Source organism: Vibrio atypicus, assembly GCF_009811315.1.
In the GTDB taxonomy this organism is placed as follows: Bacteria; Pseudomonadota; Gammaproteobacteria; order Enterobacterales; family Vibrionaceae; genus Vibrio; species Vibrio atypicus.
Genome location: NZ_BLID01000003.1, coordinates 182,729 through 199,016 on the forward strand (window position 1 = coordinate 182,729; position 16,288 = coordinate 199,016).

The 16,288-nt window shown below is 42.7% G+C and carries 15 protein-coding genes and 1 pseudogene; 8 read left to right on the forward strand and 8 right to left on the reverse strand.

The genetic code is table 11. From position 1 onward, the window contains the following. Positions 1–5: 5 nt before the first annotated feature. Complete coding sequence (locus GVO60_RS08085) at positions 6–626, reverse strand: thiol:disulfide interchange protein DsbA/DsbL (RefSeq protein WP_159652740.1); 621 nt, start codon at positions 624–626, stop codon at positions 6–8. Between the two features lie 215 nt (positions 627–841). Here GVO60_RS08085 and GVO60_RS08090 point away from each other — a divergent pair, with 215 nt between their 5' ends. After that, positions 842–1,459 (forward strand): OmpA family protein, encoded by a 618-nt coding sequence (locus tag GVO60_RS08090; RefSeq protein WP_159652742.1) that lies wholly within the window; start codon positions 842–844, stop codon positions 1,457–1,459. 132 nt (positions 1,460–1,591) lie between these two features. On the opposite strand, the gene GVO60_RS08095 is transcribed toward GVO60_RS08090, so the two are convergent. Both GVO60_RS08095 and GVO60_RS08100 read right to left on the reverse strand, forming a co-directional pair. Then, positions 1,592–1,843, reverse strand: a complete 252-nt coding sequence (locus tag GVO60_RS08095; protein ID WP_159652744.1) for a YgjV family protein — start codon at positions 1,841–1,843, stop codon at positions 1,592–1,594. Positions 1,844–2,156: 313 nt separating this feature from the next. Then, positions 2,157–2,477 (reverse strand): annotated as a pseudogene (locus tag GVO60_RS08100) (DUF496 family protein); the annotation flags it as partial. Positions 2,478–2,663: 186 nt separating this feature from the next. Here GVO60_RS08100 and GVO60_RS08105 point away from each other — a divergent pair. From GVO60_RS08105 to luxQ, 6 genes are all read left to right on the forward strand, one after another. Then, positions 2,664–2,861 carry a hypothetical protein gene (locus GVO60_RS08105; RefSeq protein ID WP_159652748.1) on the forward strand — a complete coding sequence of 66 codons (198 nt, stop codon included), beginning with the start codon at positions 2,664–2,666 and terminating at the stop codon, positions 2,859–2,861. A gap of 38 nt (positions 2,862–2,899) precedes the next feature. Then, positions 2,900–3,559 (forward strand): YceH family protein, encoded by a 660-nt coding sequence (locus tag GVO60_RS08110; protein WP_159652750.1) that lies wholly within the window; start codon positions 2,900–2,902, stop codon positions 3,557–3,559. Next, positions 3,560–3,874, forward strand: coding sequence for a GIY-YIG nuclease family protein (locus GVO60_RS08115; RefSeq protein ID WP_159652752.1), 315 nt, complete (start codon positions 3,560–3,562; stop codon positions 3,872–3,874). It begins immediately after the preceding gene. A 70-nt stretch (positions 3,875–3,944) separates the two neighbouring features. Next, positions 3,945–5,096, forward strand: a complete 1,152-nt coding sequence (locus tag GVO60_RS08120) for a conjugal transfer protein TraF (RefSeq protein WP_159652754.1) — start codon at positions 3,945–3,947, stop codon at positions 5,094–5,096. Between the two features lie 215 nt (positions 5,097–5,311). Continuing rightward, positions 5,312–6,412 (forward strand): substrate-binding domain-containing protein, encoded by a 1,101-nt coding sequence (locus GVO60_RS08125; RefSeq protein ID WP_159652756.1) that lies wholly within the window; start codon positions 5,312–5,314, stop codon positions 6,410–6,412. Beyond that, entirely contained in the window at positions 6,409–8,964 is a 2,556-nt protein-coding gene (gene luxQ, locus GVO60_RS08130) for a quorum-sensing autoinducer 2 sensor kinase/phosphatase LuxQ (RefSeq protein WP_159652758.1), read from the forward strand. Before GVO60_RS08125 ends, luxQ begins: the two co-directional genes overlap by 4 nt. Here the strand turns inward: luxQ and GVO60_RS08135 are convergent. The 5 genes from GVO60_RS08135 to yccS all read right to left on the reverse strand — a co-directional run bounded on the left by GVO60_RS08135 (position 8,951) and on the right by yccS (position 14,013). Continuing rightward, entirely contained in the window at positions 8,951–9,616 is a 666-nt protein-coding gene (locus GVO60_RS08135) for a flagellar brake protein (protein ID WP_159652760.1), read from the reverse strand. The two genes, luxQ and GVO60_RS08135, sit on opposite strands and share 14 nt — an antisense overlap. A gap of 170 nt (positions 9,617–9,786) precedes the next feature. Beyond that, positions 9,787–11,049, reverse strand: a complete 1,263-nt coding sequence (locus GVO60_RS08140; RefSeq protein ID WP_159652762.1) for a hydroxymethylglutaryl-CoA reductase — start codon at positions 11,047–11,049, stop codon at positions 9,787–9,789. An 82-nt stretch (positions 11,050–11,131) separates the two neighbouring features. Further along, the gene (locus tag GVO60_RS08145) at positions 11,132–11,419 is read right to left on the reverse strand and encodes a hypothetical protein (protein WP_159652764.1); all 288 of its coding nucleotides are present in this window, start codon (positions 11,417–11,419) and stop codon (positions 11,132–11,134) included. 69 nt (positions 11,420–11,488) lie between these two features. Continuing rightward, entirely contained in the window at positions 11,489–11,650 is a 162-nt protein-coding gene (locus tag GVO60_RS22425; RefSeq protein WP_167522333.1) for a hypothetical protein, read from the reverse strand. Between the two features lie 206 nt (positions 11,651–11,856). After that, positions 11,857–14,013: a YccS family putative transporter gene (yccS, locus tag GVO60_RS08150; protein WP_159652766.1), complete on the reverse strand. Its 2,157-nt coding sequence runs from the start codon at positions 14,011–14,013 to the stop codon at positions 11,857–11,859. 198 nt (positions 14,014–14,211) lie between these two features. On the opposite strand from yccS, the gene helD reads away from it, so the two are divergent. Further along, a complete protein-coding gene (helD, locus tag GVO60_RS08155) occupies positions 14,212–16,278 on the forward strand; it encodes a DNA helicase IV (protein ID WP_159653293.1) in 2,067 nt (688 codons plus the stop codon). The last annotated feature ends 10 nt before the right edge of the window (positions 16,279–16,288 follow it).

Sequence of the window (16,288 nt, forward strand, 5' to 3'; positions counted from 1 at the left end):
TTTGTTTATGGTTGATTAATCAGGTAGTTGATCGTATTCGCAATACCCTCAACGTCTTGGTGGCCAGAAGTAAGGATCATGTACTTACCATTAACTACGAAAGTAGGTACGGAGTTGATCTGGCCTTTCTCAGTGATTTCCTGAGCGAGTTGCATTGCTTTAAATAGTTGAGCTTGTTGTTCTTCGTTAAACTCATACGGGCTAACTAGTGTACGAGAATGGAAAGCTTCGTCAATCGCTAGCTTTTTATCTGATAGCGTCGAACCATCACCCATTTGCACGGCTGCGAAAAGCTCAGACATCATGTCATGATCAGGTTTTTTACCTAATTGCATTTCCGCTGCGTAGTAAATCATCGCACCAATTTGAGCGCTCTCATTGAAAGTAACGTGAATTTTACCGATTGATTGGTTGGTAAGTTCTTCTAGTTGAGGGAGAACCGATTCCATTTTACGGCAGTGCCCACAATTAAGAGAGAAAACTTCCGTTACCTGAGGAAGGCGGTAAGTGGCAAGGTTAACAGGAAGCTGCTGATACTGTTGTCCTTCTTGAGGCACGCTGTTGTCGGAACAACCAACCAGTAAGCTAGTAAGAGAGATTGCTAACAGCGCGAGGATCTTTTTCATAATCATTTCTCAATGTGATCGTACCAATAGGGCAGTACGAGTTAAAAGTAGCTGAATTTTACTCTTTCAATTTAAAGAACTAAATAGGAAATGTCGGCAAATTCGCGGCAATTTGTTTCTAGTGATGTGTCGTGTTCACAACTCAAAATAGTATTAAAGAATTGCTAATTCTGCCGATACAGTGAAGGAGTAGAGAAGGAACCTAGGGTGGAGAGATGAAATACCTGACCTTACCGCTGATCGTATTGCTTTCTGGTTGTACGAATATGGCCCAAAATGTCGCGAATATGACGGACAATATGTTGGATACTGCACCAAAAACGGATTTCGAAGTTCGCTATCCAGAATGGGGTAATAATCCCACGTTGGCATCGTCTGATGTTCAGGGACCGTTAGGTCAGAAGCGAACACCTTACTATAAAGACCTTCAAAGCTTCCTACTAAAAAATGGTGTTGATTACGAAGTGTTACCGGGTAACCACATTATGGTTAAACTGACGGATACCATTAAGTTCAATACTGGTTCTTCAACAGTTAAAGCGGACTCTGCTTACTGGCTGGAAATGATGGGCAGTTATTTGGCTACTCAGCCAGGTATCGACATTGTGATTGATGGCCACGCCGACAGCACTGGCGCACCAACGTTTAACGATACATTGTCGATGAAACGTGCGAAAGCAGTGAAGCAGCAATTAGTTAAAAACAATGTTGCGATGGATTCGATTTTTACTCGCGGATACGGTGAGTATGTTCCAGCTTGCTCTAATGCTTCTTCCGCAGGTAAAGCCTGTAATCGCCGCGTTGAAGTGCTCTTTATCGTATCGAATAACTAAGCAACAAATTTGCGGCAGATGGCCTAGCTGAGATGCTGGGCTTTTTTATACGTAGAATTTATTGTAAGGAAAGGGGAGTGAAGGGGTTAGATAAGCAAAACCCCAGGCGTGAACCTGGGGTTTAAGAATTATTTATGCGGCGCTTTTTGCTTCGTCAGTTTTTTTTTCGCTTTGCATTTTTGCAAGGAAATAAACGTTAACGCAGGCAATAAAACCGTTCGTCATAACTACAGGCCATGCATCGATCATTAAGCCGTATGCAGTGAATAGCGCACAACCGATAAAGTTAAGAACACGTAGTTTTACGATATCTTTCATGGTTAAAGAGATAGCGACCATAATTGATGCCGCGTAACCTAGAATTTCAACCATATTCATTTCCATAATTTGACCCTCTTAAAAGTTTGCCGAACAGTGTCAGTGTCGGTACCAATTCTTCTCGTCTTGAGATAAGTGAGGAAGCTCCGTGCCTCGAATGGTCTAATTGATTATCTGAGATGAAATATAACAGCGGTAAATGTGTGATGAAAGTCCAAATTTTAAGTTCGGAGAAGGTTAGCGATTACGCAAACGTTTTGCGTCATTAACTAATTTGTAATAACGACTTATGTTGGTCAATCTCGCTAACATTAAAGGCTATAAAGAAAAAACCCATATCTCAGCGATATGGGTTTTATTGTTTGCTTCCTAGGGAGAATTACTTCTTCTTACCTAGAACTTGCTTGTCTTCTTCAGTCAACTCGCGGATGCGACGGCTGATATCGCGACGATCTTTAGAGATCTCTGCGCTTTTGATGATGTGGTCATCAACACGGTCTTCGTAGTCAGCTTTCATGTTTTTGATAATGCCAACAATTTCGTCGTGGCTCATATCTGACTTGATGTAATCTAGTAGGTTTTCTAGAAGATCAACACGCTTACGGTTGTCACGAACTTTTTTCTCGTTGTCGATCAGTTCACGCTTCAATTTGTTCTTGCGACGAGCCTGAGCTACGATTTCAAATACACCACTCATAGGTTTCTTTCCTGATTTTACCTTTAACTGCCAATGATTAAATCATAACATTGGGGCCGATAACAGTCTTAAGATCAATCATTACAGTATGTTGACGGTTTTATCGCCAAACTCATTATTTGATGATTGAGCATTGCCCTAACTTCGATATATGATTCTAGTATTAACCGCTTTTTATTAAACAACATAATGCGAACTTCTGACATTATCTTATCTCAAAAAGAAGAATCAAACGTCGTCCCGAAACGTGTAGAAAAGTTTATCGACGCTTATCGCAAAGAGAAAACGCATCAAGAAATTACCGAAGTGGAGTTGAACCGTACTAAAATCGTTATGATTGACGAAAACGGTAACATCAAAAGGGTTCCCATTCTTTCTGAGCATTGATTCATCATCAGGAAGAGAATAATAAGGAAATACGTAAAATGAACATCAACTTAAATCCTGTTGAAGCCCGTGTCATTGGTTGTCTCATTGAGAAAGAAGTGACTACGCCGGACTACTACCCGCTAACCCTCAATAGCTTAACGTCAGCATGTAATCAAAAAAGCAATCGTGAACCTGTGATGACGTTGAGTGATGCGGATGTCCAACAAGCGATCGATGCACTTGTTTCACGCCGTTTAGTGAGTGATGAAAGTGCCTTCAACAGCCGTGCACGTAAATATCAACACCGTTTCTGCAACACTGAATTTGGTGATCTAAAGCTTAGTAAACAAGAGAAAGGGATCACCTGTTGTTTGCTGCTCCGTGGTGCGCAGACTCCTGGAGAGCTAAGAACACGCACAAACCGTTTAGCTGATTTTACGGATGTAAAAGAAGTTGAGGCGGTACTGGAAAAAATGGCGTCACGCGAAGAGGGCGGTTTAGTTGTCAAGTTACCTCGTGAAGCAGGCAAGCGTGAGTCACGTTATATGCATTTATTTAGTGGTGAAGTTGATATTGAAGCACTAGCGGCGCAAATGCCGACTGCCAGCGTTTCTCAAGCTGGCAATGAACGTATCGAAGCACTTGAAGAAGAAGTCGCCACTTTAAAGGCTGATCTCGCTGAACTAAAAGAGCTTGTTGAACAACTGACCAATTAAATGGCGGTAGTGGCAAAGAATCAATGTGCGGATTGGTATGTCTATCTAGTCCGTACACGATCAAACGCGTTGTATTGTGGTATCACGACGGATGTTCAACGTCGTTATTCTCAGCATTGTTCAGGTTCAGGAGCAAAAGCTCTCAAAGGGAAAGGTCCGCTTCAATTAGTGTGGTCACAGAAAGTTGCTACTAACCGCAGTATTGCTTCTAAAGTTGAATATCAAATTAAACGACTATCTAAGCCGCAAAAAGAGCAGCTTGTTTCTGGCAAAACTCAGCTCAAAAATGTGATTGATGTGCCACTGATGGAGTAATCAACCGTCATAGTTAGCAAAAATGTATTAACCTTGGTTATGAAAATTAATAATAAGGTTGGTACGGACAATGAAACAACTAAACAAAATCTCAACGGCAGTGGTATGCGCGTTGATAGGGACATCAGCTTCTGCTGCAAATATTGTTGCTGATGGTCGTGGTAACGGCATGGGAAATACCGGCGTTACATCTGCAGATTACTTACTTGCTCCTTTTTATAATCCAGCACTCACTGCGGTTTATCGTGATGAAGACGACTTTGGTATTCTAGCGCCAGCTTTGGGTATCTCGGCTCGTGATACTGACGAGACGCTATCGACGATGGATGACCTACAAAGTACGATTGAAGACTTTGAAGACAGTGGCAGTGTTGACCCTACTATCGCCAGCGAGCTCAATCAATATCTAACTAAACTCTCGGATGATAAACCTCTTGCTGTTAGTGCGGGTGGGGGCTTAGCGGTCGCAATTCCACTTGGCATTATTTCTGGTAACTTTTATACCCGAGGCCACGCAGAGATCATCGCGCAAACTGATATAGCGGCTGATGGGGGGGATTTGCCAACGGCAGTTGAAACTCGTTATCAGAACTCGAATGTTGAAATGCTTGCTTTTGGCTATACCGAGTTTGGTGTCGCGCTGGCTAAACGTATGGTATTTGGCGGGCAGGATATTGCTATTGGCGTTACACCAAAATATCAACAGCTCACCACTTACAGCGACATTCTGAACGTCGAAGATTTTGATCTAAATGATTACGATGAAAGTGAAACCAATAAAAATGCATTCAACATAGATTTGGGCGCTGTTTGGTTTTATAACGATTTTCGTGCAGGGATAGCGATCAAGGATCTAATTGCACAAGAGCTGAAGACAAAAGACAAATCGGATAAATATCGACTCGATACACAAGTTACGTTATCAGGTGCGTATGCAACACAACTACTGACCGTAACTGTCGATTGGGACCTCACCACTCAGAAACGTTTTGCAGGACTTGACGATGATACTCAGTTTTTACGCTTTGGTATCGAAGGCAATGCATGGGGTTGGGCACAATTGCGTGCAGGCTACGAAGTGGATTTGGAAGATACGCTAGATAATTCGATTACTGCTGGTTTAGGTATTAGCCCTGGTGATCTTGTGAGCTTGGACTTTGCGGGCAATTACGCAGGAGACAACCAATTTGGTTTATCCGGGAATTTGGCTTTTACCTTCTAGCCTGCAATGTTTGATATAAATTTGCGTCAAATTGATTACCTTGGTTTTTAATTTGACGCGCTTTATAGATGGAGCGTACAAAGAAAAGATGTTTCTAAAGATATAGTCGTTAAATTGAGCACTTAATTGCATGCTAGATGTTTATTACTACCAAGATTGCTTGGATTCATTATACTTGAGTTATGTTCCGGCTAGTGAAGGAAGAAATAATTCCAATGTATAAAGCCTCACTGTTTTCTGCTCTCACATTAGTTTCTGCTATAGCATCTGCTCACACGACCCAAGTGTTACATGGATACTGGCAATATGATGAGTATTTGAAAGAGCACCCAAATCAAAGTGTTCTGACTGAAAAGCTTGTGGAAGCCGTTAGAAATTATCCTGTCCCAATTGCTGAGAAGCAAAACGATCCTGTTTCAATTTCAGTTGTCTATCCTGGACAACAGATATCGGACTATTGGATTCGTAATATTAAAGCGTTTGAAACACGATTAGAAAAGCTAGGAATTGCCTACAATATTAATCAAGTGTTCACTCGTCCAAGTATCGATACTCGACAACAGAGCCTATCGTTGTTAGAAGCTGTCCAAAACAACACCGATTATCTCATATTCACGCTTGATACCACGCGCCACCGTAAGTTCATTGAGCATGTCATGAACTCTACGGACACTAAGTTAATATTACAGAATATTACGACACCAGTTCGCGCGTGGAACGATCATCAACCGTTTATGTATGTTGGCTTCGACCATATTAATGGTACTAGATTACTTCAAGAGTACTACCAAGAGCATATAGAAGATAAGAGTGGCTATTCGGTGCTCTATTTCTCAGAAGGTTATGTGAGTTATGCTCGTGGTGATACTTTTATTGAAGAAATGAGTCACCACGACAACTACAAGCTTTCTTCCTCTTTTTACACAGCTGCAACTAGAGAGTCTGGTTTTAATACAGCAATGCGAGCTGTAGAGAATGACTCGGATATTCGATTTATATATGCGTGCTCTACCGATGTGGCTCTTGGTGCAGCTGATGCATTAAAGCAACTGAACAGGCAAGATATCCAGCTTAATGGTTGGGGTGGCGGAACGGCCGAGCTAGAGGCGATTGCCAACGGGGATCTCGATGTCACAGTGATGCGAATGAATGATGATACGGGTATTGCTATGGCGGAAGCGATCAAATGGGATCTTGAAGGCAAACAAGTTCCTCAAGTTTTTTCCGGTGATTTTGAGTTGGTGACTTCAGACGATAGTCCAGCGGTGATCGATAAATTAAAACAGCGCGCTTTTAGGTACTCAGATCTTAAATGAGAACAGTTTATAAGCGTGGCCGTCGTCGTCAGCTGGCTACGCTTCTCACCAACTCTATCTTTTTAACCATAGCGGTGTTGACCTTGGTGGTAGTGTTACAAAACTACCAAGTAAACAGAGAAGTGGTTTCACAGGAAGTTGAACGTACTAAAACCCAGACTCAAAGCCTAGTTCAAGAGATTTTCAACTTCAGAGTTCAGACCCTACAGATACAACAAGATAGCTATTCTCGTAGTCTCGCTCTTGCAAATAGTATCCGAGAACATGATGGCCTTGCGATAGATCGCTTTTTTGCAAGTATTGATCAGGTCTTACCAAACCTTTCCCCTGATATACGTTTTTTAGCGACAGAGGACGGGATTTTTTGGGATGATGGCAATTATCAGTTTTATGGAATTTCACCTGATCAACTGAGTCATATCAATGATGATATTGTTGTTGGTACTGATTGGCATATTTCCCAGGCTCCATCATCGATGGGTACTCGCTATCTAATGATGAGGCGTAGCCCAGTCGTCAATTTAGACACTGGTGAAGTCATTGCCCATCTTTATATCGGAGTGGTGCTGAATAACAACTTCTCTTTGGTGAACGCGATTAATCAAGGTAGTAATGCGGATGAGGTTTTTCTTGCCGTTGGATCCTTGGTCATTGCCTCAAGCAGTAAAGTTGAAGATTTCCACCATATTGAGTGGCTAGAAGAGTCCTCTCAATCGCTTAACGCAAATCGATACATGGTATCGCGAACTGATCTCACTATTACTAATGTACCGACATTTCTTTCTGTTTACACCGTTCAAGGGAATGAACACATAGAGAATTTTGTGCAAAGTCAGTATTTATGGATGGGGATTGCCGGTGCCTTGATTGCTGGAATTGCTTTTTATAGCCGAATTTGGCTTGGTAGACGCGTATCTGTAGAACTCGATAAGTTGATGACATACATCGAGCTGACGTTGAAAACGCGACACAGTGATCGTTTCAAAGGCTCAACGATTGAAGAGTTTAACCATATTGGTGGTAGTTTTGAGCTTTCATTTAAGCGACTTAATGAACAAGAAAAACAATTTGCGGATCTGTTTAACTTCTCATTGTCTCCTATTACATTGTGGAATCCTCAAGATGGCTCGCTGATTCGATACAATCCCGCAGCGGAACGTTGCTTCCTTGGTGAACAAGCGCGAAGTAGTATGATCAGCGCGTTACAGCCTCATATTAAGATGTGTTCACAAGGTGCGACTCTGACTGGGGTAAATACCACGATAGGAAAAAAGACGTATCGTTGGAATTTATCTCCGATTGTAAGCGATGATAAGACTAAGAAAATCATGGCTCAAGGGCAAGACATTACCAGTTTTGTTGAAGCAGAAAAACAGAGTCAAGCGGCAAAAGAAGAAGCAGAAGAATCAGCTAGAGTTCGTGCCGACTTTTTAGCGAAAATGAGTCATGAATTAAGAACGCCGTTGAATGGAATTTTGGGCGTTTCGCAGCTTCTTAAACACAGCATGAAAGAACAAGAAGCCCTAGAGCACGTAGACGTACTTTGTAATAGCGGCGAGCACTTATTAGCAGTGCTCAATGACATTTTAGACTTCTCTAAAATTGAGCAGGGTAAATTCCACATTGAACCTCGTGAATTTCGTTTAAGTGAGTTAGAAACGACAGTCGATAAGATTTTCCGTCCCTTATGTGTCGATAAGGGCATCACACTTAATATGAATGGCGATATTGAGTCTGACGTGTGGGCTAATAGCGACCAAGTTCGCTTGAATCAGATCTTGTTTAACTTGGTGAGTAATGCAATTAAATTTACTCATCAAGGCGAAGTGATGGTCAATATTTTGGGCCATCAAAAGGGCGATGAATACTGGTTAGAGTTAGGGGTAAGTGATACCGGTATTGGTATTGATACCAGTCAACTAGACCACATTTTTGAACCATTTATTCAAGCAGAGTCTACGACAACGCGAGAGTATGGCGGTAGCGGGTTAGGGCTTGCAATCGTGCGCAGTTTGGTCGAGTTGATGGCTGGAGAAATGGCTATCTTTAGTGAAGTCGGTAAAGGAACCCGGCTTGTGGTACATCTGCCATTAAAAGTGTCATTCGGAGAGCGAGTTATAGAGCCTACCCATTTAATCGTGGAGCCCAACGAGCTATTCGAAGAGTCGCTTCATGTACTCTTGGTTGAAGACAATCATACTAATGCGTTCATTGCGAAGGCGTTTTGCGAAAAGTATGGAATGAGCGTCACCTGGGTACAAGATGGCCATCATGCGATTGAGTTCTTAAAAGAAGATAGCCAAGTAGCACTCATCCTAATGGACAACCAATTACCAAGCATAGGCGGCATCGAAGCGACGAGAATAATACGCCAAGAGCTAGGGTTGAATATCCCAGTTTTTGCGTGTACCGCAGATGGTATGCAGGATACGAAGCGCGCATTTATTGAAAATGGTGCTGACTATGTGATTGTTAAGCCGATTAAAGAATTAGCGCTTAATAAAGCGATGATCTACTTTAAAGAGCAATGCTTAATCCCTAATAACGACTAGCAAGATAAGCGTGTTCAACTAGCGCTTGTTTGAGTTCATCGGTTATCTCTATTGGGTTATTGAACCTTATTCCTAGTTTGTGACCGCCTTTTTCTTTCACGACATTGACTATGCTTAGCTTTAGCGATTTAGGAAGGTAGTCAGAAAATGGTGTGGTGACGTCAATGACACTATTTGAAGAGAGTTCATTTTCTCCATTGAGGAATATTGCGCAGCCTGAAGCCGAGAAATCAACGAGTCGCCCGTCATAGCTTACATTGTTAGACTTTAATTCTGCTGAGACATCCATAGAGTGTCTTTCGTGTTGACGCACTGGCTTGGATGCGAAATAGCTTGGCATGCGTAAAAATAACAGCGGCGAAGGACGCGAGCTCTTCACCATGATCGTCGTCTTGAAAGCAACAATGTGACCGAGTTTCGTGTTTGTTATTGCTCTAACAACGATTTCTGTATTACTGAGCTTACGAATAACCAAAGCTTCACGAGCTTTCGCTGGAAGGTCAATAATTAGGTATTGTTGTGCCTTGTAGCCGATAAATGTCGTGCTAAATAAATAACGATCATCTGGTCCAAAATGGATCGTTGCAGACAGCTTAATACCCGGTTTAAGCAATTCGGTTAATTCATTGATGGAGGTTTCGGTGATAGGCATAAAGGTGTTGTGCGATAATGTGAATAGCGAGACTATACAAAATTATAAACTTGATCGCATTATTCAAGAATTGAGTAAATGATATTACGCACATTTTATAGGGTAATGAGCGAGATAGCGTGGCAGGAGAGTTATGGAGCAGCACCCATGTACTGCTCATTATCTTGTCGTTATTTACGAGCTAACTTCTGATGGGCGCGAGAGAAGTGATCTGCACAGAAGGCACCTACAATAGATAGTTCACCTGCTAAACATAGGCATGCAGCAACCTCGGCCAACGCTTTCGCTTTACCTGTTCCTGACAGCCCCATGATGTCTAAACAAGATTTCTGACTTGGCAATCCTGTGCCACCGCCAACTGTGCCGACCATTAGGTTAGGGAGCGTAACGCAAGCGTATAAATAACCTTTCGCATTTACTTCCATTCGAGTTATGCCTACTGCTGATTCAGCAACGCAAGCAGCATCTTGGCCACAGGCGATATATAGGGCTGCAAGTGCGTTGGCATAATGAGCATTAACGCCGATCCCACCGCTTAACGCCGCTCCCGTAGTTGTCATTTGTCCGAATTTGGCCATTTGCTCTGGAGTTGTGTGTAAGTGCTTCTCGACCAGTGATTTAGATAATGTAACTTCAGCGGTGACCTTTTTGCCTCTAACATGTCTTAGAGTATGTGCGTTGGGCTTTTTGTCTCCAGATAGGTTGCCGTCGAGAAATGCATTCTTAGGTTCAATAGGTGCATGCTCAAGAATGTAGTGATAAACCTCATTGGTGGCAATTGTCACCATGTTTTGGCCAGATGCATCACCAGTATGGAATTCAAAAACCAAATAAACGTGGTTGCCTTCAATATTAACGTTTATATCATGAAGCTTTCCGTGAGAGGTGGTTGTCTCGGCGACTTGCTTGAAATGATCGTATTGTGTTACGACCCAGGCCACAAACTGTCCAGCCTCAGCTAGGGTTTGAAACGCAAATACAGGTGTTCTTGTCACCCCTTCATTGATCAACATAGCACTCGCACCGCCTGCCGCAGTGATCAATTGAGCACCACGATTATAAGATGCAACGAGTGCTGCCTCTGTGGTAGCCAGCGGTACTAAAAAGTCATTGTTGGCGTGCAATCCATTGATCCGCAATGGCCCAGCAACACCGACGGGAAGCTTAACTGTACCGATGAAGTGTTCAATGTTCTTATTGTATAAGTTGGCATTATCAAGTGTTTGAGGATCTAAAAGCTGCTCTTTATCTGTTAAGTCAGAGAGTTTATCCCAACGTTTTGTAATGGACTTTTCGGTAATGTAGGGGCTAGGTGTTAATCGAAGAGAAGGGCGTTCAAAGTGAGGGCTGAGTAATTGTTCTAATTCGTCGCCGTTAGACTCTGTATCAAAAATTGATGGACGACTGCGATGGAATGAACTTAATTTGGGCATAGCGAAAAAAATAATAAAAGTTATCGGGGGATTCTAACGGCTTAACAGGGGATGACAATAGCTGTTTATAGATTGGTACAAATTAGATGTGTATATCAAGTAATGTACCGATCATGTCTTGATCTCTTTGCAGCATGTTGGTGCCAACTTTACTATATTGGCTAGACTGATTGAGTTTGGTTAGTGATTCAATATGAGATGGTTCTGGGAGCTCTGGCGCTTTAAACTCAACCTTATTGAACTCAAGCGTTTTATCTTTTTCAACCGGGGGAAGGCTAGAGGCTTGGCTAATTTCGAGCGCGGCTTCTTCAGCCATCTTTGAAGATTGCTCGATTACTTGGTAGCCAGACTGAACAGCAGATACAGACATAAACACCTCCTCATACCTTAAGCTTAAGGTGTGTTTGCCTTTTGAGCAAGTTGTGCTACTCGATATTGATTACGAGAACAAGCTTGAAATCAGTTGTAGCTCTTCTTCAGTAACCGCGGCTACATCATTACTTTCCAGCGTATGGTTGATCTCACCACGTAGCGCTCGAAGCTGCTGAGGCGTTAGATTGCTGATTTGCTTTTTAAAAAGCTCAAATTGAATAGGGGTCATAATGGACTGCCTCCGAATCAAATCTTGTTGCCAATCCGAGGTACAAGAGTTGTCTCCTTTCAAACTCATACTCCGGTTAAGTAGTATGGTTTCCAGTTTAATCTTCGATGGTCAATAATTGTCCGAAAACTGTCAGGCAGTGTAAGGGGAAAGTGAGGGAGTTCGCGCACAAACTCCCTTAATTTAAATGGTGGATGATTAAGGAATTAATGATTCACTCTAACTGCGAATTTGGTTGCTAATGAATGAAGTTCAGGCAACATGCGATAAATGAGATAAAGCTGCTGCAACACCATACGAACTGAGCTGTCATCTTCTTCTCGCCATTCTGACAATCTTGCTTCGACATTGGGATCTTCAATGTCTGACATATCACAATTCTCACAGTGGTCGTTAAGCTGATTAAATAGCGTTTCCAAATGCTGGTGGATAACTCGATGAGCATCTAGCACAAGCTGGTGTGTATCTTCACTCTCAATACGTTTTCTGTGAGCTCCGAGCGCTGATATGTAGCTAAGCAGCGCATGACTTAAAGTTAGAAATCGAAAGCTCTCATCTACAGCAGAGCGATATTTTCCGGGTTCGGCCAACATAGAACTGATCGCGTTGGTTAGGTTGGCATCTTGATTGTGCGCATCTCTACGTGCGATACGGTAAGAGAGGTTGTCTTTCTTACCCACGCGATACTGACCAATGATTTGTGCGAGATAGTGTCGGTTGGAACCAATTGCATCCGCCATAACGCGGTGTAAACGCTTTGATTGCCAGTCCGGTAATATAAAGGCCACAGCACCTACCGCCAATGCACAGCCCACCAATGTATCCGCAAGGCGTGGTAATACGACCGCATAACCCTCGCCAAGCTGATTGAAACAAAATAGCACCAGTACAGTAATAAATCCCGTTGCATAGCCATAGTTGGCCAGTCTAAAGGCGAAGAATGCAACGCCGGAAATCACAATAAAGACTAACTGGCTTTCTTGTGAAGGGAAGAAGGTCAGTAAAGGGACGCCAATTAGTAAACCTGCAAGGGTACCAATGACTCGTGCCACCAGTTTTTGTCGGGTTGCGCTGTAGTTTGGCTGACAAACAAATAGGGTGGTGAGAAGAATCCAATAGCCACGTTCGATGTCAAAGCCTTGGATAATGCCATAGCCAACGGTTAAGGCTATGGACATTCTGACAGCATGCCTAAACAGCATAGAGTGCCGGTTACAGTTTGACTTAATTCGAAGCCACATTGCTTTTAAAGTATGCGCTTCCGTGTCATCTAAAACGTCTTCCTCAAGCTTGTTGGCATCAGGGTTGCTTACATTACTCAACTGTTTTTCGACGGTCGCTAAGTTATTAAATAGATAGTTGAGTTGATTAAGCAGTGAGCGCCACTGTTTGTTTTCTTGTTGCTGTAGATGGTCAAGTGAAGCAACCAGCTCATCTAGTGCTATCACTGAGTCGCCACTGTGTTGGTATTCTTTACCCAGCCGAATGGACTCCGCTATTTCACGGCAGGCTTTTGCTTGGCTCTCAAGAAGGTATTTAAATCGAAATAGAACGTCAGAACGTTCGAAATGATCGGAAAGTTCTTGATAGCGATAATGGCTAGAACTGATCCGTTCATGTATGTCTTGCGCTAAAAAATAGATATTTAAGAATCGGTCGGAGGCGCCGTCCACATGACCTCGTTTAGAACGATTCAAAAGGGTCATCTTGCAGGTGTTCAACGCCATGACGGTTGCTGCATTCAGACGTGCTTCTTCAATACGGTGAGGTTGCGGGGTTAAGTTTGTGACTGGGTGAAAAAGCTGGCTTTTAGACTCTAGGTAATTGGCGAGTTGCAAAAACACCGTAGCAAGGCTTTGTTGAACGGGTTGCATTGGCCAAAACGCTGACCAAATCATCGACATTAAATAATACCAAGCGGCACCTGAGAGCAACATTAATGGTTGGAACCATAGATTGGTACTTTCATGAGCGCCGAGCATGGCATAAATGGCGATAAGGAGCGAACCAAATGCGATACTCGCGTAGCGTGGGCCAATGGCTCCGAGCATGATGAAGCCAAATGTCGAGACGAATAGCCCTATTGCAAACAATACAGGCGTATTGAATAGCACTTCAATCGAAAATGATGCAATGGCAAAACAGATTAACGTAAGGATGACGGCTTTGAGCCGGCCTGTGAATTTGTCATCGCTCTCAGCTAGCGCAGCTGCAATAACGCCTAAAATCAGCGGGATGATTAGCGAGTTGAGTTGGTAATACCAAGCAGGAATCACGACACCGAGTAATGTCACTAAAATCAGTAGACTGTAATTTATGGTTTTATTGGCCCAATAAAGGCGTAGCTGACTGAATATTTGCACTTGTGATCTACTTATAGGTTGCTGTGAGAGCATTGTAACGAACTGTCAATGGTAAACTTCTGATACAGATAAAGAAACCCGTTCATTTGGTTATCTCTTCATCAAGGAGACAGGGTTAGCGGATATTGACACGATCTTTTCATTCTCGCAGGTTGTTGAGTTATGATAGCGGGCATGAAAACCATGGATACGACATCAATGCAGCTAATCGCAAACAAGACTGCACAGTTTTTGATTCAGAATGAATATCATCAGGTCTCATTGGAAACTGATTTTCTTATTTTAAATTCCGATCGCAGTGAAGAACGCATTCCTTTTAATGTATGGAGCGGTAAGGTTAAACTCAAGCGAGGCTTGTTCTGGGGCGGATTACAATTCTTTGCTCATCCTGAAAATGGAAAGGAGCAGTCTTGGTTAGTCCAAGGCCTTGACTGGAACAAATGCCGTGAATTTGCGAGATTTGCAGTAGCGTCGTATCAAAAATGGCATCAACATCAATGCCAACAGTTGACCGAATATCTTCCTAGCTGGGAAGAAAGTGTTCGAGGCTTCGAACGTCAACCCGCCTTTCTGACTCATTCAAAAGTAGAATCTTGGCTGTCACAATTAGAAAGTGATTTCCAGAAAATGGAAATGGACTTAGAAGATGCGTCTTTGCGAATGCCTGATCGTGTTGAAAAGCTATTGCCTTGGATTTTAGACACAGACAACAAGCTTGCTACGCGAAATAAAGATTGGATGGTGACTGAACTTGAAAATTGGAAAGTCCTCTTTTCTCAGATCGAATCATCGCCGCTGAATATTACTCAGCAACAAGCTGTGCTGTTAAATGACGATAACAACTTAGTTCTTGCTGGCGCAGGCTCAGGAAAGACGAGTGTATTGACCGCGCGCGTTGCTTACTTGTTACAGAGTCATCTTGCTCAAGCTGAAGATATTTTAATGCTTGCATTTGGCCGAGATGCAGCGAACGAGATGAAAGAGCGTTTGGTGAGTAAGGTGGGTCTTAGCGCTGAAAAAGTGAAAGTAAATACGTTTCATCAATTGGGTTTGCGCATCTTAAAACACGTTGAAGGCCAAGAAGTTACTATTTCGCCAATTGCGCTAGATGATCAACTTCGTAGTGCATGGTGCATCAACTGGCTTAAAAAACATTGGATGACACCGACTGCTTTCAAACGTTGGCAAAAACATCTACAAAAATGGCCAATCGCTTATCTTGCTGGTGATGAAGAATTGGGTAGCCATGTTGAAAACCCGAAACTTATTGCGTGGTTAGAAAAGCAACTCATACAATTGTGTAGCCTAGGGACAAGTAAGAAAGAGATCCAACAAAGGTTGGTGGATCATTCTGATTATACTCGCCTAAATAGCGAACTTTCCCTTGTTTGGCCTTGTTATACCGCATGGCAAGAAATGTTGAAGCAAGAGGGACACATCGATTTTAATACCATGATTACCCGAGCGACCCAGTATGTTGAGAAAGGGAAATTTCGCTCACCTTATAAGTATATTATGATCGATGAATACCAAGATATATCTCCTCAGCGCTTAGCTCTTATTGAAGCGATGTGTCAGCAAAACGAACACCAAGAGTGTGTGTTGTTTGCTGTAGGGGATGATTGGCAGTCTATCTATGAATTTGCAGGTTCTGATGTGGATTTAACCACGGGCTTTACCAAGCGCTTCCCACATTCGACCGTTCATCATTTGGATACGACTTATCGTTTTAATAATCGATTGGGTGAGGTTGCGAATCAATTTGTTCAGCAGAATCCGGCCCAATTGCAAAAAACATTGGATAGCCATAAACAACAGAAAGCGAAGTCAGTGATATTGGCGCCGAGCAGTAATGTTGAAAAGATTCTAGATGATCTCAATCGCAAAGCGAAATCACCCCAGACGGTACTGTTGCTTGGACGTAATCATTACCATAAGCCAGAGCTGTATAACGATTGGAAAAAGCAATTTGGTCAGTTATCAATTGAGTTTATGACCTGTCATGCCAGCAAAGGTAAAGAAGCGGATTTTGTTATTATTTTGTCTGTAGACGAAGGGCAATTCCCAGCGAGAGTAAAAACTCTGCATTTAGATGGCGCGTTAACTCAGTCTACGGATACATTTGCGTACGCGGAAGAGCGTCGCTTGTTTTACGTAGCATTAACGCGTGCCAAAAAGAAGGTTTGGGTTACGAGCAAAGGCGATGGTTCCTGTTTTGTTCGAGAGCTTGCTGGGGATGATTATCCCGTTCAAATCCAGAAATAGGGAAAGTACG

What these genes read in the sequence shown, in the direction of transcription:
- helD (WP_159653293.1), top strand. Translation starts at nt 14,212, where the DNA reads ATGCAGCTAATCGCAAACAAGACTGCACAGTTTTTGATTCAGAATGAA.
- GVO60_RS22425 (WP_167522333.1), bottom strand. Translation starts at nt 11,650, where the DNA reads ATGACCCCTATTCAATTTGAGCTTTTTAAAAAGCAAATCAGCAATCTA.
- GVO60_RS08105 (WP_159652748.1), top strand. Translation starts at nt 2,664, where the DNA reads ATGCGAACTTCTGACATTATCTTATCTCAAAAAGAAGAATCAAACGTC.
- GVO60_RS08140 (WP_159652762.1), bottom strand. Translation starts at nt 11,049, where the DNA reads ATGCCCAAATTAAGTTCATTCCATCGCAGTCGTCCATCAATTTTTGAT.
- GVO60_RS08120 (WP_159652754.1), top strand. Translation starts at nt 3,945, where the DNA reads ATGAAACAACTAAACAAAATCTCAACGGCAGTGGTATGCGCGTTGATA.
- GVO60_RS08110 (WP_159652750.1), top strand. Translation starts at nt 2,900, where the DNA reads ATGAACATCAACTTAAATCCTGTTGAAGCCCGTGTCATTGGTTGTCTC.
- GVO60_RS08085 (WP_159652740.1), bottom strand. Translation starts at nt 626, where the DNA reads ATGAAAAAGATCCTCGCGCTGTTAGCAATCTCTCTTACTAGCTTACTG.
- luxQ (WP_159652758.1), top strand. Translation starts at nt 6,409, where the DNA reads ATGAGAACAGTTTATAAGCGTGGCCGTCGTCGTCAGCTGGCTACGCTT.
- GVO60_RS08125 (WP_159652756.1), top strand. Translation starts at nt 5,312, where the DNA reads ATGTATAAAGCCTCACTGTTTTCTGCTCTCACATTAGTTTCTGCTATA.
- GVO60_RS08145 (WP_159652764.1), bottom strand. Translation starts at nt 11,419, where the DNA reads ATGTCTGTATCTGCTGTTCAGTCTGGCTACCAAGTAATCGAGCAATCT.
- GVO60_RS08135 (WP_159652760.1), bottom strand. Translation starts at nt 9,616, where the DNA reads ATGCCTATCACCGAAACCTCCATCAATGAATTAACCGAATTGCTTAAA.
- GVO60_RS08090 (WP_159652742.1), top strand. Translation starts at nt 842, where the DNA reads ATGAAATACCTGACCTTACCGCTGATCGTATTGCTTTCTGGTTGTACG.
- GVO60_RS08095 (WP_159652744.1), bottom strand. Translation starts at nt 1,843, where the DNA reads ATGGAAATGAATATGGTTGAAATTCTAGGTTACGCGGCATCAATTATG.
- GVO60_RS08115 (WP_159652752.1), top strand. Translation starts at nt 3,560, where the DNA reads ATGGCGGTAGTGGCAAAGAATCAATGTGCGGATTGGTATGTCTATCTA.